This is a genomic window from Emticicia sp., from assembly GCF_049241225.1.
In the GTDB taxonomy this organism is placed as follows: Bacteria; Bacteroidota; Bacteroidia; order Cytophagales; family Spirosomataceae; genus Emticicia.
In genome coordinates this window covers 9720-25687 of the sequence record NZ_JBMLRC010000465.1, presented here as the reverse complement: position 1 = coordinate 25687, position 15968 = coordinate 9720, and the positions used below count along the sequence as shown (strand labels likewise).

Here is a 15968-nt window from a genome sequence, read left to right as displayed (position 1 = left end):
ATACAATTCGCAATGTTTCAGATTGCAGTTTTGAATTTTAGCATCTTGCAGGCATTTTAAGTTCTAATACGCTGTTTCAAAGCATTTTAGAGATAAATTGCCTACAAACATTTGTTTTTCTGCAAAGGTAAAGCTTATTTTAGACTCATAAAATCCAAAGTTTAGTATTTTCCGTAAATGATGACAAATACCAAGAAAGAAAATTTACGTATTTCAATTTCTTATTATTGACCGTTAAAACCACAAGCTGAATATATTTTTCAGAAAATACATGAAAAGCAAACATGTTTCGAAAAAAAATAGTTATTTAGCTTAAATTAAAGAAAATCGCTTGGCACGTCGAATTAGCATAGCAGAAGAAGAGTTAGTGTCTTTATTGAAAAATAAAGACCAGAAGGGCTTTAATATCCTGTATAATAATTATTCAGGAGCGTTGTTTGGTGTAATCAGTAAAATTGTACAGTCAGACGACGATGCCAATGATTTGCTTCAAGATACTTTTTTAAAGATTTGGCGAAACATTGACAATTATGATTCTTCGAAGGGTAGTATCTTTACGTGGATGATGAATATTGCACGAAACTTGAGCATTGACAGGGTTCGCTCGGCTGACTTCCGAGATTCATCACAGAATATTTCAATGGAACAAAACATTATCTATCAGGTCGATACCGAACATCAGACAGTGATGGACGTTGACTCGATAGGTTTGAGAAAAGTTGTTGATAATTTGAAACCTGAATACCGTCAGCTTATTGAGTTGGTGTATTATCAAGGTTATACGCAAGCGGAGGTATCAGAGGAATATGGTATTCCACTTGGTACAGTAAAAACCAGAATAAAAGCAGCGGTTGGAAGCCTAAGAGCAATGCTAAGTGGCTTGTGGCTGCTGGTGAACTTCCTATTTTGAGACTTAATTAATTAAAAGAAACTAAGTGAACTTTGGAGTGTAAAGAATCACTCATACAAATAATAATGAATATTCAAGAATACATAGCATCTGGGGTATTAGAAAGTTACGTGCTTGGCTTGGCTTCCGAAAAAGAGGTGGCTGAAGTAGAGCAGTTGGCTATGCAATATCCTGAAATAAAGACAGAGCTTCGTGCCATCGAAGATGCTTTAGAAAGCTATGCTTTTGCCAATGCCCAAACTCCTCCTGCACATTTACAAAGTAAGATTTGGGAACAAATTGCGGCAGAATCGGAGGAAAAGCAGACGAAAGTAATAGACTTTGATAGTGGAAAAGAGATTGATTTGGCCCAACAACAGGCTCCGAAACTGACAGGTTTCTACGGAAGTTATTTGAGAGTTGCGGCTTCGGTAGCACTATTGGGTAGTTTATTGGCAAATATTTACTTTGCAACCCAATGGAAAGAAACCAAAACGAATCTTTCAGTGGCTGTAAACGAAAACATTAAACTTCAGAAAGACCTCAAATCTCAAGAAGGAATGATGCAACCAAGCGAAGTAAGTCTGATAATGGACCCACAAATAAAAATGAGTAAATTGGTTGGTCAGAAAGGGGCAGAAAACTCAACGGTTATGCTCGCTTGGGACACTAAAACCAATAAAGTATATGTTGTAAGAGGCAACTTGCCAACCCCACCTGCGGGAATGCAGTATCAGCTTTGGGCTATCGTAGATGATAAACCAGTAGATGCGGGTGTGTTTGACATCAAAAATAATACGCAAGAATTAAAGAAAGTACCACCGGCAAAAGCATTCGCCGTAACGCTCGAAAAACAAGGCGGTAGCCCAGTTCCAACTTCGGATATTATGGTAATGGGAATTTAATAGTCCACAGTCGATGGTCAATAGAATAATAGTAATTTGATTGAAAAAAAGAGAGATGAAGGCTTTTAAACTTTCATCTCTCTTTTTGTTTACACATTCCGACTATTCACTAAAAACCTCCATAACGAGTCCACCACTCACCAATTCACCAATCACCAGTCCACTAAACCGTCACTCGTTCAAAGGCATCAATGTAGGTTTTCTTGCTGGCATTTAAGACCTTAATTTTACGAGATTTGGCAAATGTTCCTAAGATTTCGTAAGAATAGAAAACTTTATGGAGCGATAAAAACTGTGCGTGCAAGCTCGGACGAGAATTGTTTCGCACATCAATCACTTTTTCGTGTTTCACATTATTGGCATTATCATAAAAATGCAGCTGACGCATTTCAAACTCATTCTGCTCCGTGATTCTGATTTCTTCGTGCCACGAGTGGTCAGCACCAAAAAGATAAACATTTTTATAGTCTTGCAGTAAAGCCACATAAAGCGATGCCGCCAATATATTTTGGCATTGTGGCATGCCTAAATTATGCTTGAAAAACCAATGTCTGAAAGCAGGAAAACCTCTGACGATTGTGTAATTGAAGAAGCAAATTTGAATATTGGGTCTTTCTTGTTTGAGTTTCTTTACTATATATGAGTTTTTGCTACGGGCAGGCACGAAAAGTCTCATTGACCAATCGGTTTGCTGAATGATGGCATCGAAGGTCTTTTTGATGTCTTGTCTGCCATTGTTTTGTTCGCTAAACATAAAAAAAGCGGGGTCGAGCAAAACATAATTTTGTGGTTTCAGAGAAGCATAAACTGCCGAAAGAGCGAAAAGATTAACACAGTAAATATCAGTTTCTTTGAGAAAATCAAGGTTGTCGGAAAGAGCTTGGTTGAGCGATGGGCCATTGCCCAGAATCGAAGCGTTAGTTTTTTGATTAGAAAACTTGGGGAGTCCGAGTTTCGATAATAAGATTACTTTCACCAACGAAACCACCGACTGAAGCGAATTCTCGAAAAAAGCACCAGTTTTTATATAATAGTCAAACAACATTTTTCTCAATTTTATGCGATTCTTCCTTTACCACAATAGACACGATTGAGACCCAATGGACACAAGTTGGTTCTACATCGCAACTTCTTTGTGTCAATCGTGATTTCTATTGTGTCTATTGTGGTTAAACCTAAACTTAGTCTTGCTTAATATCGCTATTTCTCTTGTTTCTAAACTCAATTACCAACGCACCAATCACTATCAAAACCATCAAAATAGACGCCACTAAATCGATTTTTGCACCAATAACCACCGATTTCGGTTGGAATTTGAATTCGATTTTGTGTTTTCCTGCCGGTACTGTCATTGCACGCAGTACGTAGTTTGCACGGAAATGCGGGGTTTCTTGGCCATCAACAAACGATTTCCAATCTTCATTTCCTCGATAGAAAATTTCTGAGAAAATGGCTACTTGCGTAGTTGGCGAGTTCGACTCGTAAGCTAAATAATTAGGCTTATATTCGGTCAGCTTGATTGTTGCGGTTGAATCTTGTTTTGTATTAGCCAAGTATTGCTTATATCGCTCATCTACAAAAGCTACTGCACGAGGATTGAAATTCCCCACGGCTTTGATTTCCTCATCGGCATTCTTCACGGTTTTTATTTCACCCACAAACCACGCATTACCCAAAGCATCGGGATTTTGCTGAGCCACAGGATTTCCATCTTGCCCCGGTGTGATGAAATATTTCGTATTTAGCATATTGAAAATCGGCAGATTATACTTACCATCTTTGGTCATGGCATTATCATATAATTCTTGGATTCTCTTCAATTTTGCACCGTGATAACCACCAACTGATTTATGAAAATAGGAAGCAGTAGCATCGGCAAAGAAACCTTGATTAGTTGCCATATCAACTACTCTAAAATTAGGGTCTTTATCCTGCATGATTTGCTCGTCGGCAGGAGAAGGGTTGAAACTTTCGGCAACACGTGTTTTGGTTTGGAAATCATCATTATTGAAATAACGTTTGTCAACCAAAGCAAGGTCAAGCACAGCCAAAACACCTAAAACCGCTACAAAAACCGATGATTTTATTTTCTGAGTGGTGAAAGCCCAAATTAAACCCGCTGCCACAATTAATAAGAAAATCGAGCGTAGTAAATCTCCATTTACCATTGATTGGCGGTCAGCAATCAACGAAGCTGAGAAAGCATTGGCAAACTCTTGTCCGTTTGACTGTGCCATACTTTTGAGCATATCGGCATCACGAGCAGACTGATAATCAAGCGAGAAATAGCCCACTAAAATCAACAATAGTAAACTTCCGAGACTATACATCAAAGGCTTTTTGAGGTCGTTGAAGCTCAATTTATCAGCGATAATTTTGTTCACACCCAGCATTGCCCCCAGTACAAAACACAGGTGCATGAGCGTAACAATCATTTTGCTATCTCTGAATTTATTGTAGTATGGGAAGTAATCGAACATGAAGAAATTGAAGCCGCTGAAACTGCTTCCCCACGAAATAAATAGGTATAGAATCGAAGTCAGAATCAGTACATAGCGAAGTCCGTCTTTGATAAGTATCAGCCCCAAAATAAACAAAAACAGTATGATAATTCCTGAATAATTTGGTCCAGAAACATAAGACTGCGGACCAAAATAGAGCGGCAGATTTGAGCTAAATTGGGCAGCCGTAGAAGCATCTACGCCTTTACCAACAAGCATTTTATAGGTCTCTGATTTTTCGCCCAAATTTCCTGCCGACGAACCACCCACGAAGTTGGGAGCAAGCAAAGTTAAAGTTTCGATTTTACCTGGGCTGTACGAAAACGCATAGTCACGACCCAAACCATCGGCCGACTGATTAAGATTTCCGAGTGTAAGTTCTGATTTTCCACGAGTGGTTTCTTTCGAGTACACAAAGTTGTTCCACAAGTGCATACTGTGTGTGCCAAGTCCGATTACCGAACCAACTAACACAACGGCGTAAGCTTTTAACAATCCTGAGAAATTACCTTTCTTTACGTGCAAATAACTTTCAAAAAGCACATAGATTCCGAGTAAAAAGAATAAATAATACGTAATTTGTGGGTGATTGGCGTACATTTCCATGGCCATGAAGAAAGTAGTCATGGCAATTCCTATCAAATATCTTCCCCTAAAAACCGCTATAAACGAAGCCAAAACCGCTGGTGCAAAAGCAATAGCAATGATTTTGGATACGTGACCCGCTTCGAGAAAGAGTAAATTATAGGTATTGAGAGCGTAGGCAACCGAACCAAAAAAACCGAGCCAATTATTGACTTTCAGCACCCGCATCAGCACAAAAAAGCCCAACATTAGCAATATCAGTACATTGGCTGGCGATGGAATAAGGTTGATATAAAACGAACCTATTTTAGTCGAAAGGCTGTTTTCGTAGTCGCCCGCAACCATATAGGCGGGCATACCGCCAAACATTGAGTTTGTCCACCAAGCCCACTCGCCCGTTTGTTTATAAAAGTCATTAATTTCTTTTGCCGATGCAGCCGCCATCTGAGTATCGTGCATGGCCAATCTTTTACCTTGCAAAAGTGGCGAAGCATACATAAAGCTAACAACCACAAAACCAACAACCGCAATGAGATGAGGAATGTATTTTTTAAACATTGATTTGAAAATAAATATTTTAAAGTTTAAATATTCTTGTTTAAGCTACACACAAGTTAATCACCTGTGCAAACACCCACCAAGGCATAGTTTTAGTCTTATCGGCACAATTCAGAGAATTATGCTACGAAACTACAAAGAACGCAAAGAAAATTAATTTAAGACGACACAAGACCAAAAATCTTTGCGAACTTTGCCTTGAAAAGTCCACAGTCGGTGGTCCATAGTCCATAGAAAAGTTAATTTATTTAAAATCTGGAAGATAGAATTCCACCAAAAAACTAATTATGCTAATATTTAATATCACATTTAATGTCGAAAGTCGAATCAGTGAGCAATGGATTAAATGGATGAAAACAAATTTCATACCAGTTGCTTTAGCAACCAAACTGCCGAAAGACATTAAAGTAATGAGGCTTCTCAACGAAAAAGAGAACGAAGATAAAACGTATGCGTTTCAGTTTCATTTCAAAAACATGGAAGATTTTATGCAATTTGAGGTGCAACACCGTGAACGCATATCGGATAGATACCAGATGCTTTTCAGAGGAAAACTCGTTGAGTTTACTACTTTGCTTCAAGAAGTTTAGTCTTAGGGATTGGTTATTTGTTATTGGTAAAAAAACATGGGCTTCTTTTTATTCTACATCAGAATAATATTACTTTTATAAAATAGCTTTTACACCAATAACCGCACGGGCGGCCCCGCAGCATCCCAATAACAAATAACCAACTCTCAATCAAACATGAAAAAAGCCCTCAAAATCTTCCTTGTGATTCTTGCCGTTTCTGCAATTATATTTTTTGGTTTTGTGCCACAAATGATTGATAAATCAATGAATGTTGTGAGCAAGAAACCTCCTTTTCCGAAACAAAAATACTATGATTCTATTCCGTTTATTGCTGATTTGCATTGCGATGCTCTGCTTTGGGATAGAAATTTCCTCAAAAAAAACGACCACGGACACGTTGACCTACCTCGTATGATTGAGGGAAATATGGCCATGCAAGTTTTTTCGATTGTTAGCAAAACCCCGAGAGGCATCAATATCGAAAACAACGACGACCACACCGACCAAGTAGCCTTGTTGAGTTTTGCCCAATTACGCAATCCAGCCGATTGGTTTAGTATCAAGACTCGTGCCTTACACCAATGTGAAACTCTGCACGATTTCGCTAAGAATTCTGATGGGAAATTTAGGGTAATTACCACCAAAAAAGACCTACAAAAATATATCAACGACCGACAAACCAACCACAACATCACGGCAGGAATGTTGGGTATTGAGGGAGCTCATTGCCTCGAAAATGATTTGAATAATTTAGATGAATTCGGCAAAGCGGGCGTACGATATATTGGACTTACGCACTTCTTCGATAACGAATGGGCGGGTTCGGCTCACGGTATCAAAAAAGAAGGATTGACCGAAAAAGGAAAGCAGTTAATCAAGAAAATGGCCGATGCTCATATTATGATTGACTTGGCTCATGCCTCACAAAAAACCATCAGCGATGTACTGGCTTACCACAACGGCCCAGTGGTGGTTTCGCACACAGGAGTGAAAGGTGTTTGCAATAATAACCGAAATTTGACCGATGCCCAAATCATCGAAATTGGCAAGCACAATGGTATCATCGGCATTGGTCTTTGGGAAACGGCCGTTTGTGGCACCGATGCCGCTGCAACTGCTAAAAGTATCAGATACGTTGCCGATAAAATCGGAGTTGATAAAGTAGCTTTAGGCTCTGATTTTGACGGAGCAATCGGCACTCACTTCGATGTAACGGGCTTACCAGAAATTGTGGCAGCTTTAGAAAAACAAAATTTCACGAGAGCCGAAATTGAGCAAATTATGGGCGGAAATATCAGAGATTTTTTCCTACGAAATCTGCCTGATTGATTTATCTTTTTCTCCCTCCTTGATTCTTTACGCTATATGTAAAAGTTAATAAAAAGTATCTACTGATGGCATTTGAACGGTCAATTTCAAAGAAATTTTCGTCCGAACGCTGAGAAAGATAAATATTGCGTTTGAAGACATCTTGCACCGAAAGCATTAGTTCGCCACGATTGTTTTTCAAGAAAAGATGCTTAACCGCCAAATTGAGAATTGGTATTGGTCGAAGATTGGTAGATAACCTCGAACTCTGATAATATGAATATTCAAAATCGGTGGCAATCGTAAATTCCTTGGTAATCTTCCAACGAAAATCGGTAGTATTTCTAAAAACTGAGAAGTTTTGATTAAATTCTTTATTGACCGAGTATTCAACAAACGATTTTTGATAATTTGTATTGAAAACAAAATTGATTTTATCGGTCAGATATGTAACCTTGAAATCGCTACGATATTGGTTTTGGGTATTAAGATTATTCACGCCATTCACCAAGTTATTGCCTTTTGACACCAAATATCGGGGGCTAATCGAGAATCGAATCTTGTTCTTTTGTTTACCTACCGAAAAATTATAGTAAAAACCAAGATTAGCATTCCAACGATACGGCAAATTTACGGGCTGAGTCGTGCGTACGAGCGTTTCGCTGACAGTTTGTGCATAACCAATGGCATTTTGGGTATAATTCAGATTACCGTTTAGGCCAATGTTTGTAAAAGTTTTTGCATTGAAAATATTTTCATTGATAATTATTCGGTGAGTGTATTCGGGTTTGAGGTCGGGATTTCCTAAAACAATATTTTGTGGGTTATTATTGACCGTAATTGGTTGTAAATCTCGCACCGATGGCTCATTTACGGCCGTGTTATATTCAAATGTGATGCTATTATTCCGATTGCTCGGCTTCACATTTTTATCAGTACTTTTCGTTGCATTTTTACGAAACGAGTACCTCAACGAAGGTAAAATATTTTGAAATGAACGTTCCAAAACATTATCGCTTGTACGCTTCACAATACTCTGCAAAATAGATTTCTGGTAAGAAACACCCACCATAAAAGTTTTCTCTTTGGTTTCGCTATTAACCTTAAAACCAGCCTGTTGGAAATTAAAATTGCTACTATAAGCATTGCTCGATGTAAAATTCTGAACCAGATTATTATTCACAATATCCCAAACATCGAAGTTCGAGCGGTTGATATTTTTCTGATACGCATAATTACCTTCGAGGGTCATGTTTTTAGCTAAAGGCTCCGTAAAAGCTACTTGAATTCGCTGGTTTTGTTGCGTAGTACGGCGGTCGTTTTCTTGTCTAATAATTCGCTCAACGATTGTTCCGTTTACTTGGTTTTGGTTCAAAGTATTAGTCGAATCGTTACTTTTATCGTTATTCAAGTTAAAAACTGCATTTAAACTTACAGTTCTGCGGGGCAAGGCAAACCGATGGCGAAGCAAAAGATTATTATTGAAACTAATTCCTTGTGAGTGATTTCTCACATTTCGATTAGAGTTATTTTCTACGGTATCGCCCGCCGTGAATGTGCTGATTTTCGATAAACTATTAGTAAAAGCATCGCCCGATACAGCATTGAGAGCAGTTGTAAGTTTGAGTAGGTTTCGCTCATCAAATTGGTGCGTAAGCGTTGCATTGAGTCGATGATTGAGATTGTCTCGATTTTGCTTAGTATTTTGGTCGGTATTGATGGTTCTTGCGGGAAGAAAACTCTGTCTGAACAAATTTCTAAGCAAATCAGTGTGGCTTGCATTGAAAAAATAACTGCTCTGCAACGAAGATTTTTTGGCGTACTGATTATTGTAATTAAAGCCAGCTCCCTCGGTTGAGATGACCCCAGGGCGTTTGCCAACCACAATTGGCAAATTGACATTGGCAGAAGCATTGCCTCCACCGCCACGATTCGATGAGGCATTTAGGCTCGAAAAATTAGCGGCATCTTGGGGCGTAAAACCCTGCTGATTAAGGTTATTGAACAATCCTATGACCGAAAACTGTTGACTTGGACTAAAACGATTGACCGAAGTTTTGGCATTATAATATCCGTCGGTATTTCCTAAAGGCGGCACTCCCGCTACCGATGCAAAACCCATCGTACCTTTTTTGTGCGTATTTTTAAGCGTTACGTTAATCACCATTTCACGTTCGCCATCATCAACGCCCGAAAACTCGGCCTGCTCGGTCTTTTTTTCTACAACTTGTATTTTTTCAATCGACTCGGCGGGTAAATTTTTGAGGGCCAGCTGTGGGTCATTCCCAAAAAACTCTTTGCCATCGACGTATATTTTCTTGACTACTTTATTTTGGGTTTTTATTCCACCATTTTCGTCGATTTCGAGGGCAGGGACTTTCTTCAACAAATCTTCAAGATTATCGTTTTGTTGCGGTTTCAGCACGCCCGCATCAAATTCGAGTGTGTCTTTTTTCACTGCTACCGGCTCTTTGTTTCCTTTTACGACAACTTCATTGAGTATATTATCAGCACTATTTACCTTTAATTTTCCAACATCAGTTGAATCATTTTCGGCGATAAATGAGTGATAAGTTGTAGTATAACCAACAACCGAGATTTTGAAAATATAATTGGTCGTTGAAAGTCCCGAAAACACAAAAGCACCATTTTCTTTGGTGAGTTGATTAGCAATATTGGAAGAATCTTTGGCAGATAAAACACTTATAGTAGCAAAAGGAATCGCTTGGCCGCTTTCGTCAACCACAAGCCCTTTTACGGTAGATTTTTGTTGGGCAAATACCAAAGATGAAAGCAACATAAATATCAGAAAAAATGCTTGTTTCATCTTTGGTTGCCTTAAAGAGCGTTTCTTAGTTTTTTTGTAGTAGTGTCAATACAAATATAGGAATTGAATCATTGACTTACAGTAGAATTACCATAGAAAACGTCAATCGTGTATTTTTAGCAGACCAACAATGCAGAAAATTCGTCGAAATCGGGCATTAATTAAACAAACTCGTAAATTTTGAAGGCATTTCGGTTTCAAAACGTAAATCTTTACCCGTGATTGGGTGCTTGAATGCCAACACCCAGGCATGAAGACCGAGTCGTTTGATAGGGTCGGTTTTGGCACCGTATTTTTCATCGCCCACGACCGAATGCCCGATGTCTTTGGCGTGTACTCTAATCTGGTTTTTACGGCCTGTTTCGAGGTTTACTTTCAGCAGCGAAAAGTTTTTGTTGCTTTTCAAAACCTCATAGTGCGTAATGGCCTTCTGCCCTACTTCGGGATTTTTGCTCGAATAAACAATTAAAGCCTTGCTTTCGACCAGATACGAAGTGATTGTATCTTGCTTTTTCTCGACATATCCCTCAACTACGGCCAAATAGGTGCGTTCTTCGATGGTGGCGTTCCAAGATTCTTGCAAAAGTTTCTGGATTTTTTCACTCTTAGCAAACATCATCAAACCCGACGTTTCTCGGTCGAGGCGATGCACCACAAAAATACGATTGCGAGGGTCTTGTTTTTTTACGTGGCTACTCAAAATACTGTAGGCCGTATTATCTTTTTGTTTTTCGGTAGCGATAGAAAGCACCCCCGCTTGTTTCTCGATAACAATCAGATATTGGTCTTCAAAAACGATGTTTAAGCCTCGGTATCTTGCCTCCTCGGGAGCTTTTTTCCATTTAACTTCAACCACTTGTTCGGGTTTGAGTGGGTGATTGAACTGCGTAATTGGCTTACCATCAACATATATTTGTTTATCACGCAACAAAATCTTTACATCATTGCGGCTTCTACTCGTGATTTTTGCCAACAGAAACACCAAAAGTTCGGTTTCTTCGGTTACTTTGAATTGAGTAATTTCAGCTCTGACAGGTTTTGTTGTATTCGGTTTAAACTTTCTATCTTGTTGTCTCATTTTTGCTATTTCTCTCTGAATATTTGTTCAAAGGTAGGCAGAAATTCCATTAAAATTTTGATAAAGGGGCTTTATCAATCATTTATAGTACAGGCATAGAACCAAAATCAAAGAAAAAACGTAATATAAATTCAGTAAAACAATTTAATGCAATGACTGGTACTTTTGAAGAATTGGTGGGTTCGGACGAACCCGTTTTGATAGATTTCTCGGCCGAATGGTGCAAACCTTGTCGCAAAATTGATGCGATGCTCAATCAACTTGCCGAAGAACTCGACGAGGACATCACGATTATGAAAATCGATGTTGATAAAAATACGGCCCTCCGCAAAAAATATAAAATTGATGCAGTGCCTACACTCATTTTATTTCAAAATAGTAAACAATTGTGGCGACACACTGGACTTATTTCGGTTCCAGAAGTAGTGAGAGCTGTCAATAAAGCTTTGTAATTTTGCTTGAAAATAAAATGTGGCACACCTGTTATCAGTGATAAACGAGGTGTGCCACATTTTTTTGAGTTCTTTCTCGATAATAACAAGTTGGAAACTTGTTCTACATGTTACTTGATAATAATCTGACTAAAACCTCGATTATTGCGTTCGAGGCGAATCTGGGTAGCAATTCGCTCTTTTATTGACTCTACGTGCGAAATAATACCGATATTCTTTTGGGCTTCTTGTTGCAATTTTTCGAGTGTATTGAGTGCCAAATCGAGCGTTTCGGGGTCGAGTGTTCCGAAGCCCTCATCGATAAACAAGCTATCGAGTTTGATATTTTTAGAAGCTAAGTCAGACAAGGCCAAGGCCAACGACAAACTAATCATAAAAGTCTCACCACCCGAAAGGGTTTTCACCGAACGGCGTTCGTTGCCCATGTATTGGTCAACAATCATTAGTTCATCTTCGTCTTGTTCGCCAGGTTTATCGAGCAAATATCTATCAGATAAATCTACAAGACGACGATTCGCCAAAGCCATCAACCTTGAAAGCGTAAGTCCCTGAGCAAAAGTAGCGAATTTTTTACCATCGGCACTGCCAATATATTTCTCCAATAGCTCCCATTTCAAATTGTCTTTTTCTAAGATTTGCAGCTGAGCCTGCAAACGTTGAATCGCTTCTTTGGTTTGGTTTTGAGTGGCTAAATTTACCGAAATCTCTACTTGTTCTTTTCTTACTTGCTCTTGCAGCGTATTTGTCTCAGTTTGCTTTGCGAGTAATGTCTCCAAAGCCACACTTACATCATCTTTTGCTTGTATTTTATCTAATTCGCATTGTTGTTCCTTTATTTGTTCAATCAAAGTCTGAATGGCCAAAAGCAAGGCTTGTTTTTTATCTCGTAAAGCTTTAGCATTTTCGCTACTCAATATGGCTGCTTGACAAGATTTCAAATCTTCAAAACCCACTAATTTTACTTGACTTTCGAGTGCGACTCTGTCAGTCTCGAAAGTTTTTTGTTTGGGTAAAAGTTCGTCTTTAAGCTCTTTAATGGTTTTATTTGAAGATTGAATATTAGCTTGGGTCTTTACAAACCAAGTTTGGATATCGTTATATTCTTTTTCAAAATTCGCCCCACCGTATAATTCTTTTATTTTGATAACCAGTAAGTTATAATCACTTTGTAAAATTCTTGTAGCTGAACACAAACGATACAAACTCTGTAAATCTTTTAGTTTTTCTGCTTTATTTTCAATGCCATTCAGGGCATTTTGTTGTAATTCGATTGCTTTGATTTGGGCGTCAATTATTTCGGTGTTCCCTCCTACTTTTTCAAGTTTCAGTGCTTGCTTTTTTTCTTCGATTTTTACTTTTATACTCGAAATCTGCTCATTGAAAGTAGCAATTTTAGCAATTGCATTTTTCAATAAAACATCAGCCGAAGCCAACTTAGCATTAAGGTTTTGGAATGATTCGTTGAGTAATTTTTCTTCTTTTTTTGCTTCGCTGAGTTTCAAATCAATCTCCACATAATTATTGGCATAATGACTCAAAAATGGATGCTCGAGCGAGCCACAAAGCGGACAAGGCTCATCTTTTTTAAGCAAAGTTTGGCGGTCTTTTTCAAAATTATACGATTTCCCGAGCGTTTCTTTTTCTTTCTCTAATTGTATGATTTTTTCCGAAATACCCTTTATCAAAACTTGCACTTTTTCAAGTTCTGGCTTTTGACTTGTAATAAACGCCGTTTGTTGTTTTTCTTGCTCCTGTTCTCTTTTTATATCTTCACTAATCTTTACATACTCCCAAACAAATTGCTTCAAGGCCGTATAATTTCGGTGTTCTTCGGCCAAAAGCTCTCGTTTACCCTGCACCTCTTCTAAAGCCGAAATCTGAGCCAGCTTATAGGTTTCGTCAAGTGTGGCTTTGTGAGTAATACCAACATTTTTGATGCTTTCAATGATAGTGTCAGTTATTTGTCGATAATCAAAACGCAGCGAATTTTCGGAAATTTTATTGATAAATTCCTCAATTTGTGTTTCGTTTGCTTTTTTTGCGGCCTCCTGGGCCCCACGTTGGTTTTCGAGCTGCGTCAGTTTTTCTCTAAAATTTTGCAGAATTTCGAGAGCATTTTCAAGGTTAAGCGAGTTTTGTTCTTTGGTTAAATCCCCGATTTTTGTCAGAATTCTATTGAGTAGATTAGTGTTTTCTTCCAAACTTTTCTCTTCACTCGCCAAGCGTTCTTGTAGATTTTGGAGTGCTTTTTGTTGGCTTTCGAGCTGCAAAATTTGCGATTGAAAAGGCTCAGCTTTTTCATGAATTTGCAGTTTTTTTGCTTCAAAGTTCTCAAAATCGTTTAGATTTTGCTGTTCTTTGGCTTGTCGTTCGTTTTTTTCGGTAATGCTTTTCTGAAAATTCAGAATTTGATTTTTGAGTTCGATTTTGGTTTTAAAAGCCTGCAACTGAGCATCTAAATCAAGCAAGATTTTCTCAATTTCGGTTTTACGGTCGAGCCAAACTTGCTCTTGTTCGGGTGTGCTAAGTTTGCGTTTTTCGGTGTCGATATTGGTGCGTAAATCTTTAAGAGCTTGCCCTTTTTCTTTCGCAATTTCAAAAGCTTTTTTGCCGAGTTTGCGGTAAATCTGTGTACCCGTAATATCTTCGAGTAGTTTTCCTCGTTCGTCTTTTCCTGATTTTAGGAACTTAGCAAATTCGCCTTGCGAAAGCAAAATCGACTTAATGAACTGGTCGTACGAAAGTCCGATTAACTCTTCGTTTCGCTTAGGCACTTCACTTTTTTTGAGTGGTAATAATTGGCCCGTCTGTAAGTCGGTTATTTCCATTCCGTAATCATTGAGATTCTGATTACGGTTTATTTCAATCCACCATTTCGACACAAAATTGCCCGATTTGCACGAAAATTCAATTTCTACGGCACATTCTCGCTCACCTTTGGTTAGAATCGAGCCAGCCGAAGCGATAAAATCTTTCGATATTTTTTTATCAAATCTCGGAATTTGGTTGAAAAGTGCGAGCGTGATAGCATCTAAGAGCGTAGATTTTCCTGCCCCCGTTGGCCCAACGATGGCAAATAGCCCCGCCGAACCCAATGGATTTTCGGTGAAATCAATGCGATGTTCGCCCTTGAAAGAATTGATATTTTTGAGGTATATTTTATTAATTTTCATCGTCTTGCTCAACCATTAGTAATAATTCAGTGAAGGCTTCCATCATCAAGGTTCGGTGTTCTTCAGAGAGTGAATTTTCTTTTTCAAGGCGTTTTTGTAGCATTGATTTCTCCGAAATATCTTCTAAATTTTGTCCTTCTACAAACAATTCTTCACTGCTACTCACTTCGTTTTTAAAACTAATTCTATGTTTTAGTACAATGGCATTTTCATCATCAAAAACCGCAATCAAATCATTCAATTCTTTGATTATCAATGGATTAAAACTTTCTTCAATCACTTCAACCTCAAGAAAAGATTTTAGTTGGGCTGGGTTCTGAAAGGCAATCAATTTAGATTTTACTTCTTCGAGTGTACCCGAAATGCGTTTTAATTCTCTGAATTTCGGTACTTCGATGGCCTTGATTTCTTGAATCTTATTTTCGGAAAGTTCGAGAAGCAATACTATTTTTTGGTCGTTTTTCTCACTAAAACTCAATGGAATTGGCGAACCAGAATAACGGATTCGCTCGTTTCCGCCAATGATTTGCGGGCGGTGAATATGCCCAAGTGCCACATAATCAAAGGTTTGGGAGAAATCATTGCCATCGACCGAAGCTAAATTCCCAATCTGAATTTCACGCTCCGATTCCGAACTTATTGAGCCATTGGCGTAGAGATGCCCCATCGCAATTTTGGGTAAATCTGGGTATTTTTCTTGACAGATTTCGGCCAAAGTATCATAGTGTTTTTTGATACCCAAACGCACATTTTCGATTCTTGAAGTGCCACTTTCACCCTCAACAGCCTGACGTAAATCGGCATCACGCAGATACGGGACAGCACACACTACGAGGTTTTCAAGCAGCACAATTTCGTTTTCGATGGGAGTTATCGCTCCACCAACTACTTTTATATCAAGCAATTGTAGAATTTCTCGTGGAGCATCGAGCATCTGAGCCGAGTCGTGGTTTCCGCCCGTAATGATGATTTTGCATTTGAGTTGAATCATTTGGCGTAAAAACCAATAATACATCGCACGGGCTTCGATGGGAGGATTTGCCAAATCAAAAATATCGCCTGATATGAGCAGTAAGTCGATTTTTTGCTCCTGAATAAGATTTATCAACCAATCCAAAAA

The 15968-nt window shown here is 38.5% G+C and carries 11 protein-coding genes; 5 read left to right on the top strand and 6 right to left on the bottom strand.

Features of this window, described 5'->3' with window-relative positions; all coding sequences use genetic code 11:
- The first annotated feature begins 331 nt into the window (after positions 1-331).
- Positions 332-910, top strand: coding sequence for an RNA polymerase sigma factor (locus ACOVO2_RS23885; RefSeq protein ID WP_421772386.1), 579 nt, complete (start codon positions 332-334; stop codon positions 908-910).
- Positions 911-975: 65 nt separating this feature from the next.
- On the top strand, positions 976-1794 hold the full coding sequence (locus ACOVO2_RS23880; RefSeq protein WP_421772385.1) for an anti-sigma factor: 819 nt from the start codon (positions 976-978) through the stop codon (positions 1792-1794).
- A 163-nt stretch (positions 1795-1957) separates the two neighbouring features.
- On the opposite strand, the gene ACOVO2_RS23875 is transcribed toward ACOVO2_RS23880, so the two are convergent.
- Positions 1958-2839, bottom strand: a complete 882-nt coding sequence (locus tag ACOVO2_RS23875) for a hypothetical protein (RefSeq protein ID WP_421772384.1) — start codon at positions 2837-2839, stop codon at positions 1958-1960.
- 136 nt (positions 2840-2975) lie between these two features.
- Positions 2976-5438, bottom strand: coding sequence for a YfhO family protein (locus tag ACOVO2_RS23870; RefSeq protein WP_421772383.1), 2463 nt, complete (start codon positions 5436-5438; stop codon positions 2976-2978).
- A 287-nt stretch (positions 5439-5725) separates the two neighbouring features.
- Between ACOVO2_RS23870 and ACOVO2_RS23865 the strand changes: the two genes are divergently transcribed.
- Both ACOVO2_RS23865 and ACOVO2_RS23860 read left to right on the top strand, forming a co-directional pair.
- Positions 5726-6028, top strand: a complete 303-nt coding sequence (locus ACOVO2_RS23865; protein ID WP_421772382.1) for a DUF4286 family protein — start codon at positions 5726-5728, stop codon at positions 6026-6028.
- 156 nt (positions 6029-6184) lie between these two features.
- Complete coding sequence (locus ACOVO2_RS23860) at positions 6185-7339, top strand: dipeptidase (RefSeq protein ID WP_421772381.1); 1155 nt, start codon at positions 6185-6187, stop codon at positions 7337-7339.
- Position 7340: 1 nt separating this feature from the next.
- Here ACOVO2_RS23860 and ACOVO2_RS23855 read toward each other — a convergent pair whose 3' ends face one another.
- Both ACOVO2_RS23855 and ACOVO2_RS23850 read right to left on the bottom strand, forming a co-directional pair.
- Positions 7341-10145 carry an outer membrane beta-barrel protein gene (locus ACOVO2_RS23855; protein WP_421772380.1) on the bottom strand — a complete coding sequence of 935 codons (2805 nt, stop codon included), beginning with the start codon at positions 10143-10145 and terminating at the stop codon, positions 7341-7343.
- A 157-nt stretch (positions 10146-10302) separates the two neighbouring features.
- Entirely contained in the window at positions 10303-11223 is a 921-nt protein-coding gene (locus ACOVO2_RS23850) for an RluA family pseudouridine synthase (RefSeq protein ID WP_421772379.1), read from the bottom strand.
- Positions 11224-11375: 152 nt separating this feature from the next.
- On the opposite strand from ACOVO2_RS23850, the gene ACOVO2_RS23845 reads away from it, so the two are divergent.
- Complete coding sequence (locus tag ACOVO2_RS23845; protein ID WP_188769302.1) at positions 11376-11675, top strand: thioredoxin family protein; 300 nt, start codon at positions 11376-11378, stop codon at positions 11673-11675.
- 110 nt (positions 11676-11785) lie between these two features.
- Here the strand turns inward: ACOVO2_RS23845 and ACOVO2_RS23840 are convergent, their stop codons facing one another.
- Complete coding sequence (locus ACOVO2_RS23840) at positions 11786-14848, bottom strand: AAA family ATPase (protein ID WP_421772378.1); 3063 nt, start codon at positions 14846-14848, stop codon at positions 11786-11788.
- The coding region (gene sbcD / locus ACOVO2_RS23835; protein WP_421772377.1) for an exonuclease subunit SbcD at positions 14838-15968 on the bottom strand (1131 nt) is incomplete at its 5' end. The genes sbcD and ACOVO2_RS23840, both read right to left, overlap by 11 nt.

Coding starts and splice junctions, on each gene's coding strand:
- ACOVO2_RS23875 (WP_421772384.1), bottom strand. CDS start 2,839: ATGTTGTTTGACTATTATATAAAAACTGGTGCTTTTTTCGAGAATTCG.
- ACOVO2_RS23870 (WP_421772383.1), bottom strand. CDS start 5,438: ATGTTTAAAAAATACATTCCTCATCTCATTGCGGTTGTTGGTTTTGTG.
- ACOVO2_RS23845 (WP_188769302.1), top strand. CDS start 11,376: ATGACTGGTACTTTTGAAGAATTGGTGGGTTCGGACGAACCCGTTTTG.
- ACOVO2_RS23840 (WP_421772378.1), bottom strand. CDS start 14,848: ATGAAAATTAATAAAATATACCTCAAAAATATCAATTCTTTCAAGGGC.
- ACOVO2_RS23855 (WP_421772380.1), bottom strand. CDS start 10,145: ATGAAACAAGCATTTTTTCTGATATTTATGTTGCTTTCATCTTTGGTA.
- ACOVO2_RS23860 (WP_421772381.1), top strand. CDS start 6,185: ATGAAAAAAGCCCTCAAAATCTTCCTTGTGATTCTTGCCGTTTCTGCA.
- ACOVO2_RS23865 (WP_421772382.1), top strand. CDS start 5,726: ATGCTAATATTTAATATCACATTTAATGTCGAAAGTCGAATCAGTGAG.
- ACOVO2_RS23880 (WP_421772385.1), top strand. CDS start 976: ATGAATATTCAAGAATACATAGCATCTGGGGTATTAGAAAGTTACGTG.
- ACOVO2_RS23850 (WP_421772379.1), bottom strand. CDS start 11,223: ATGAGACAACAAGATAGAAAGTTTAAACCGAATACAACAAAACCTGTC.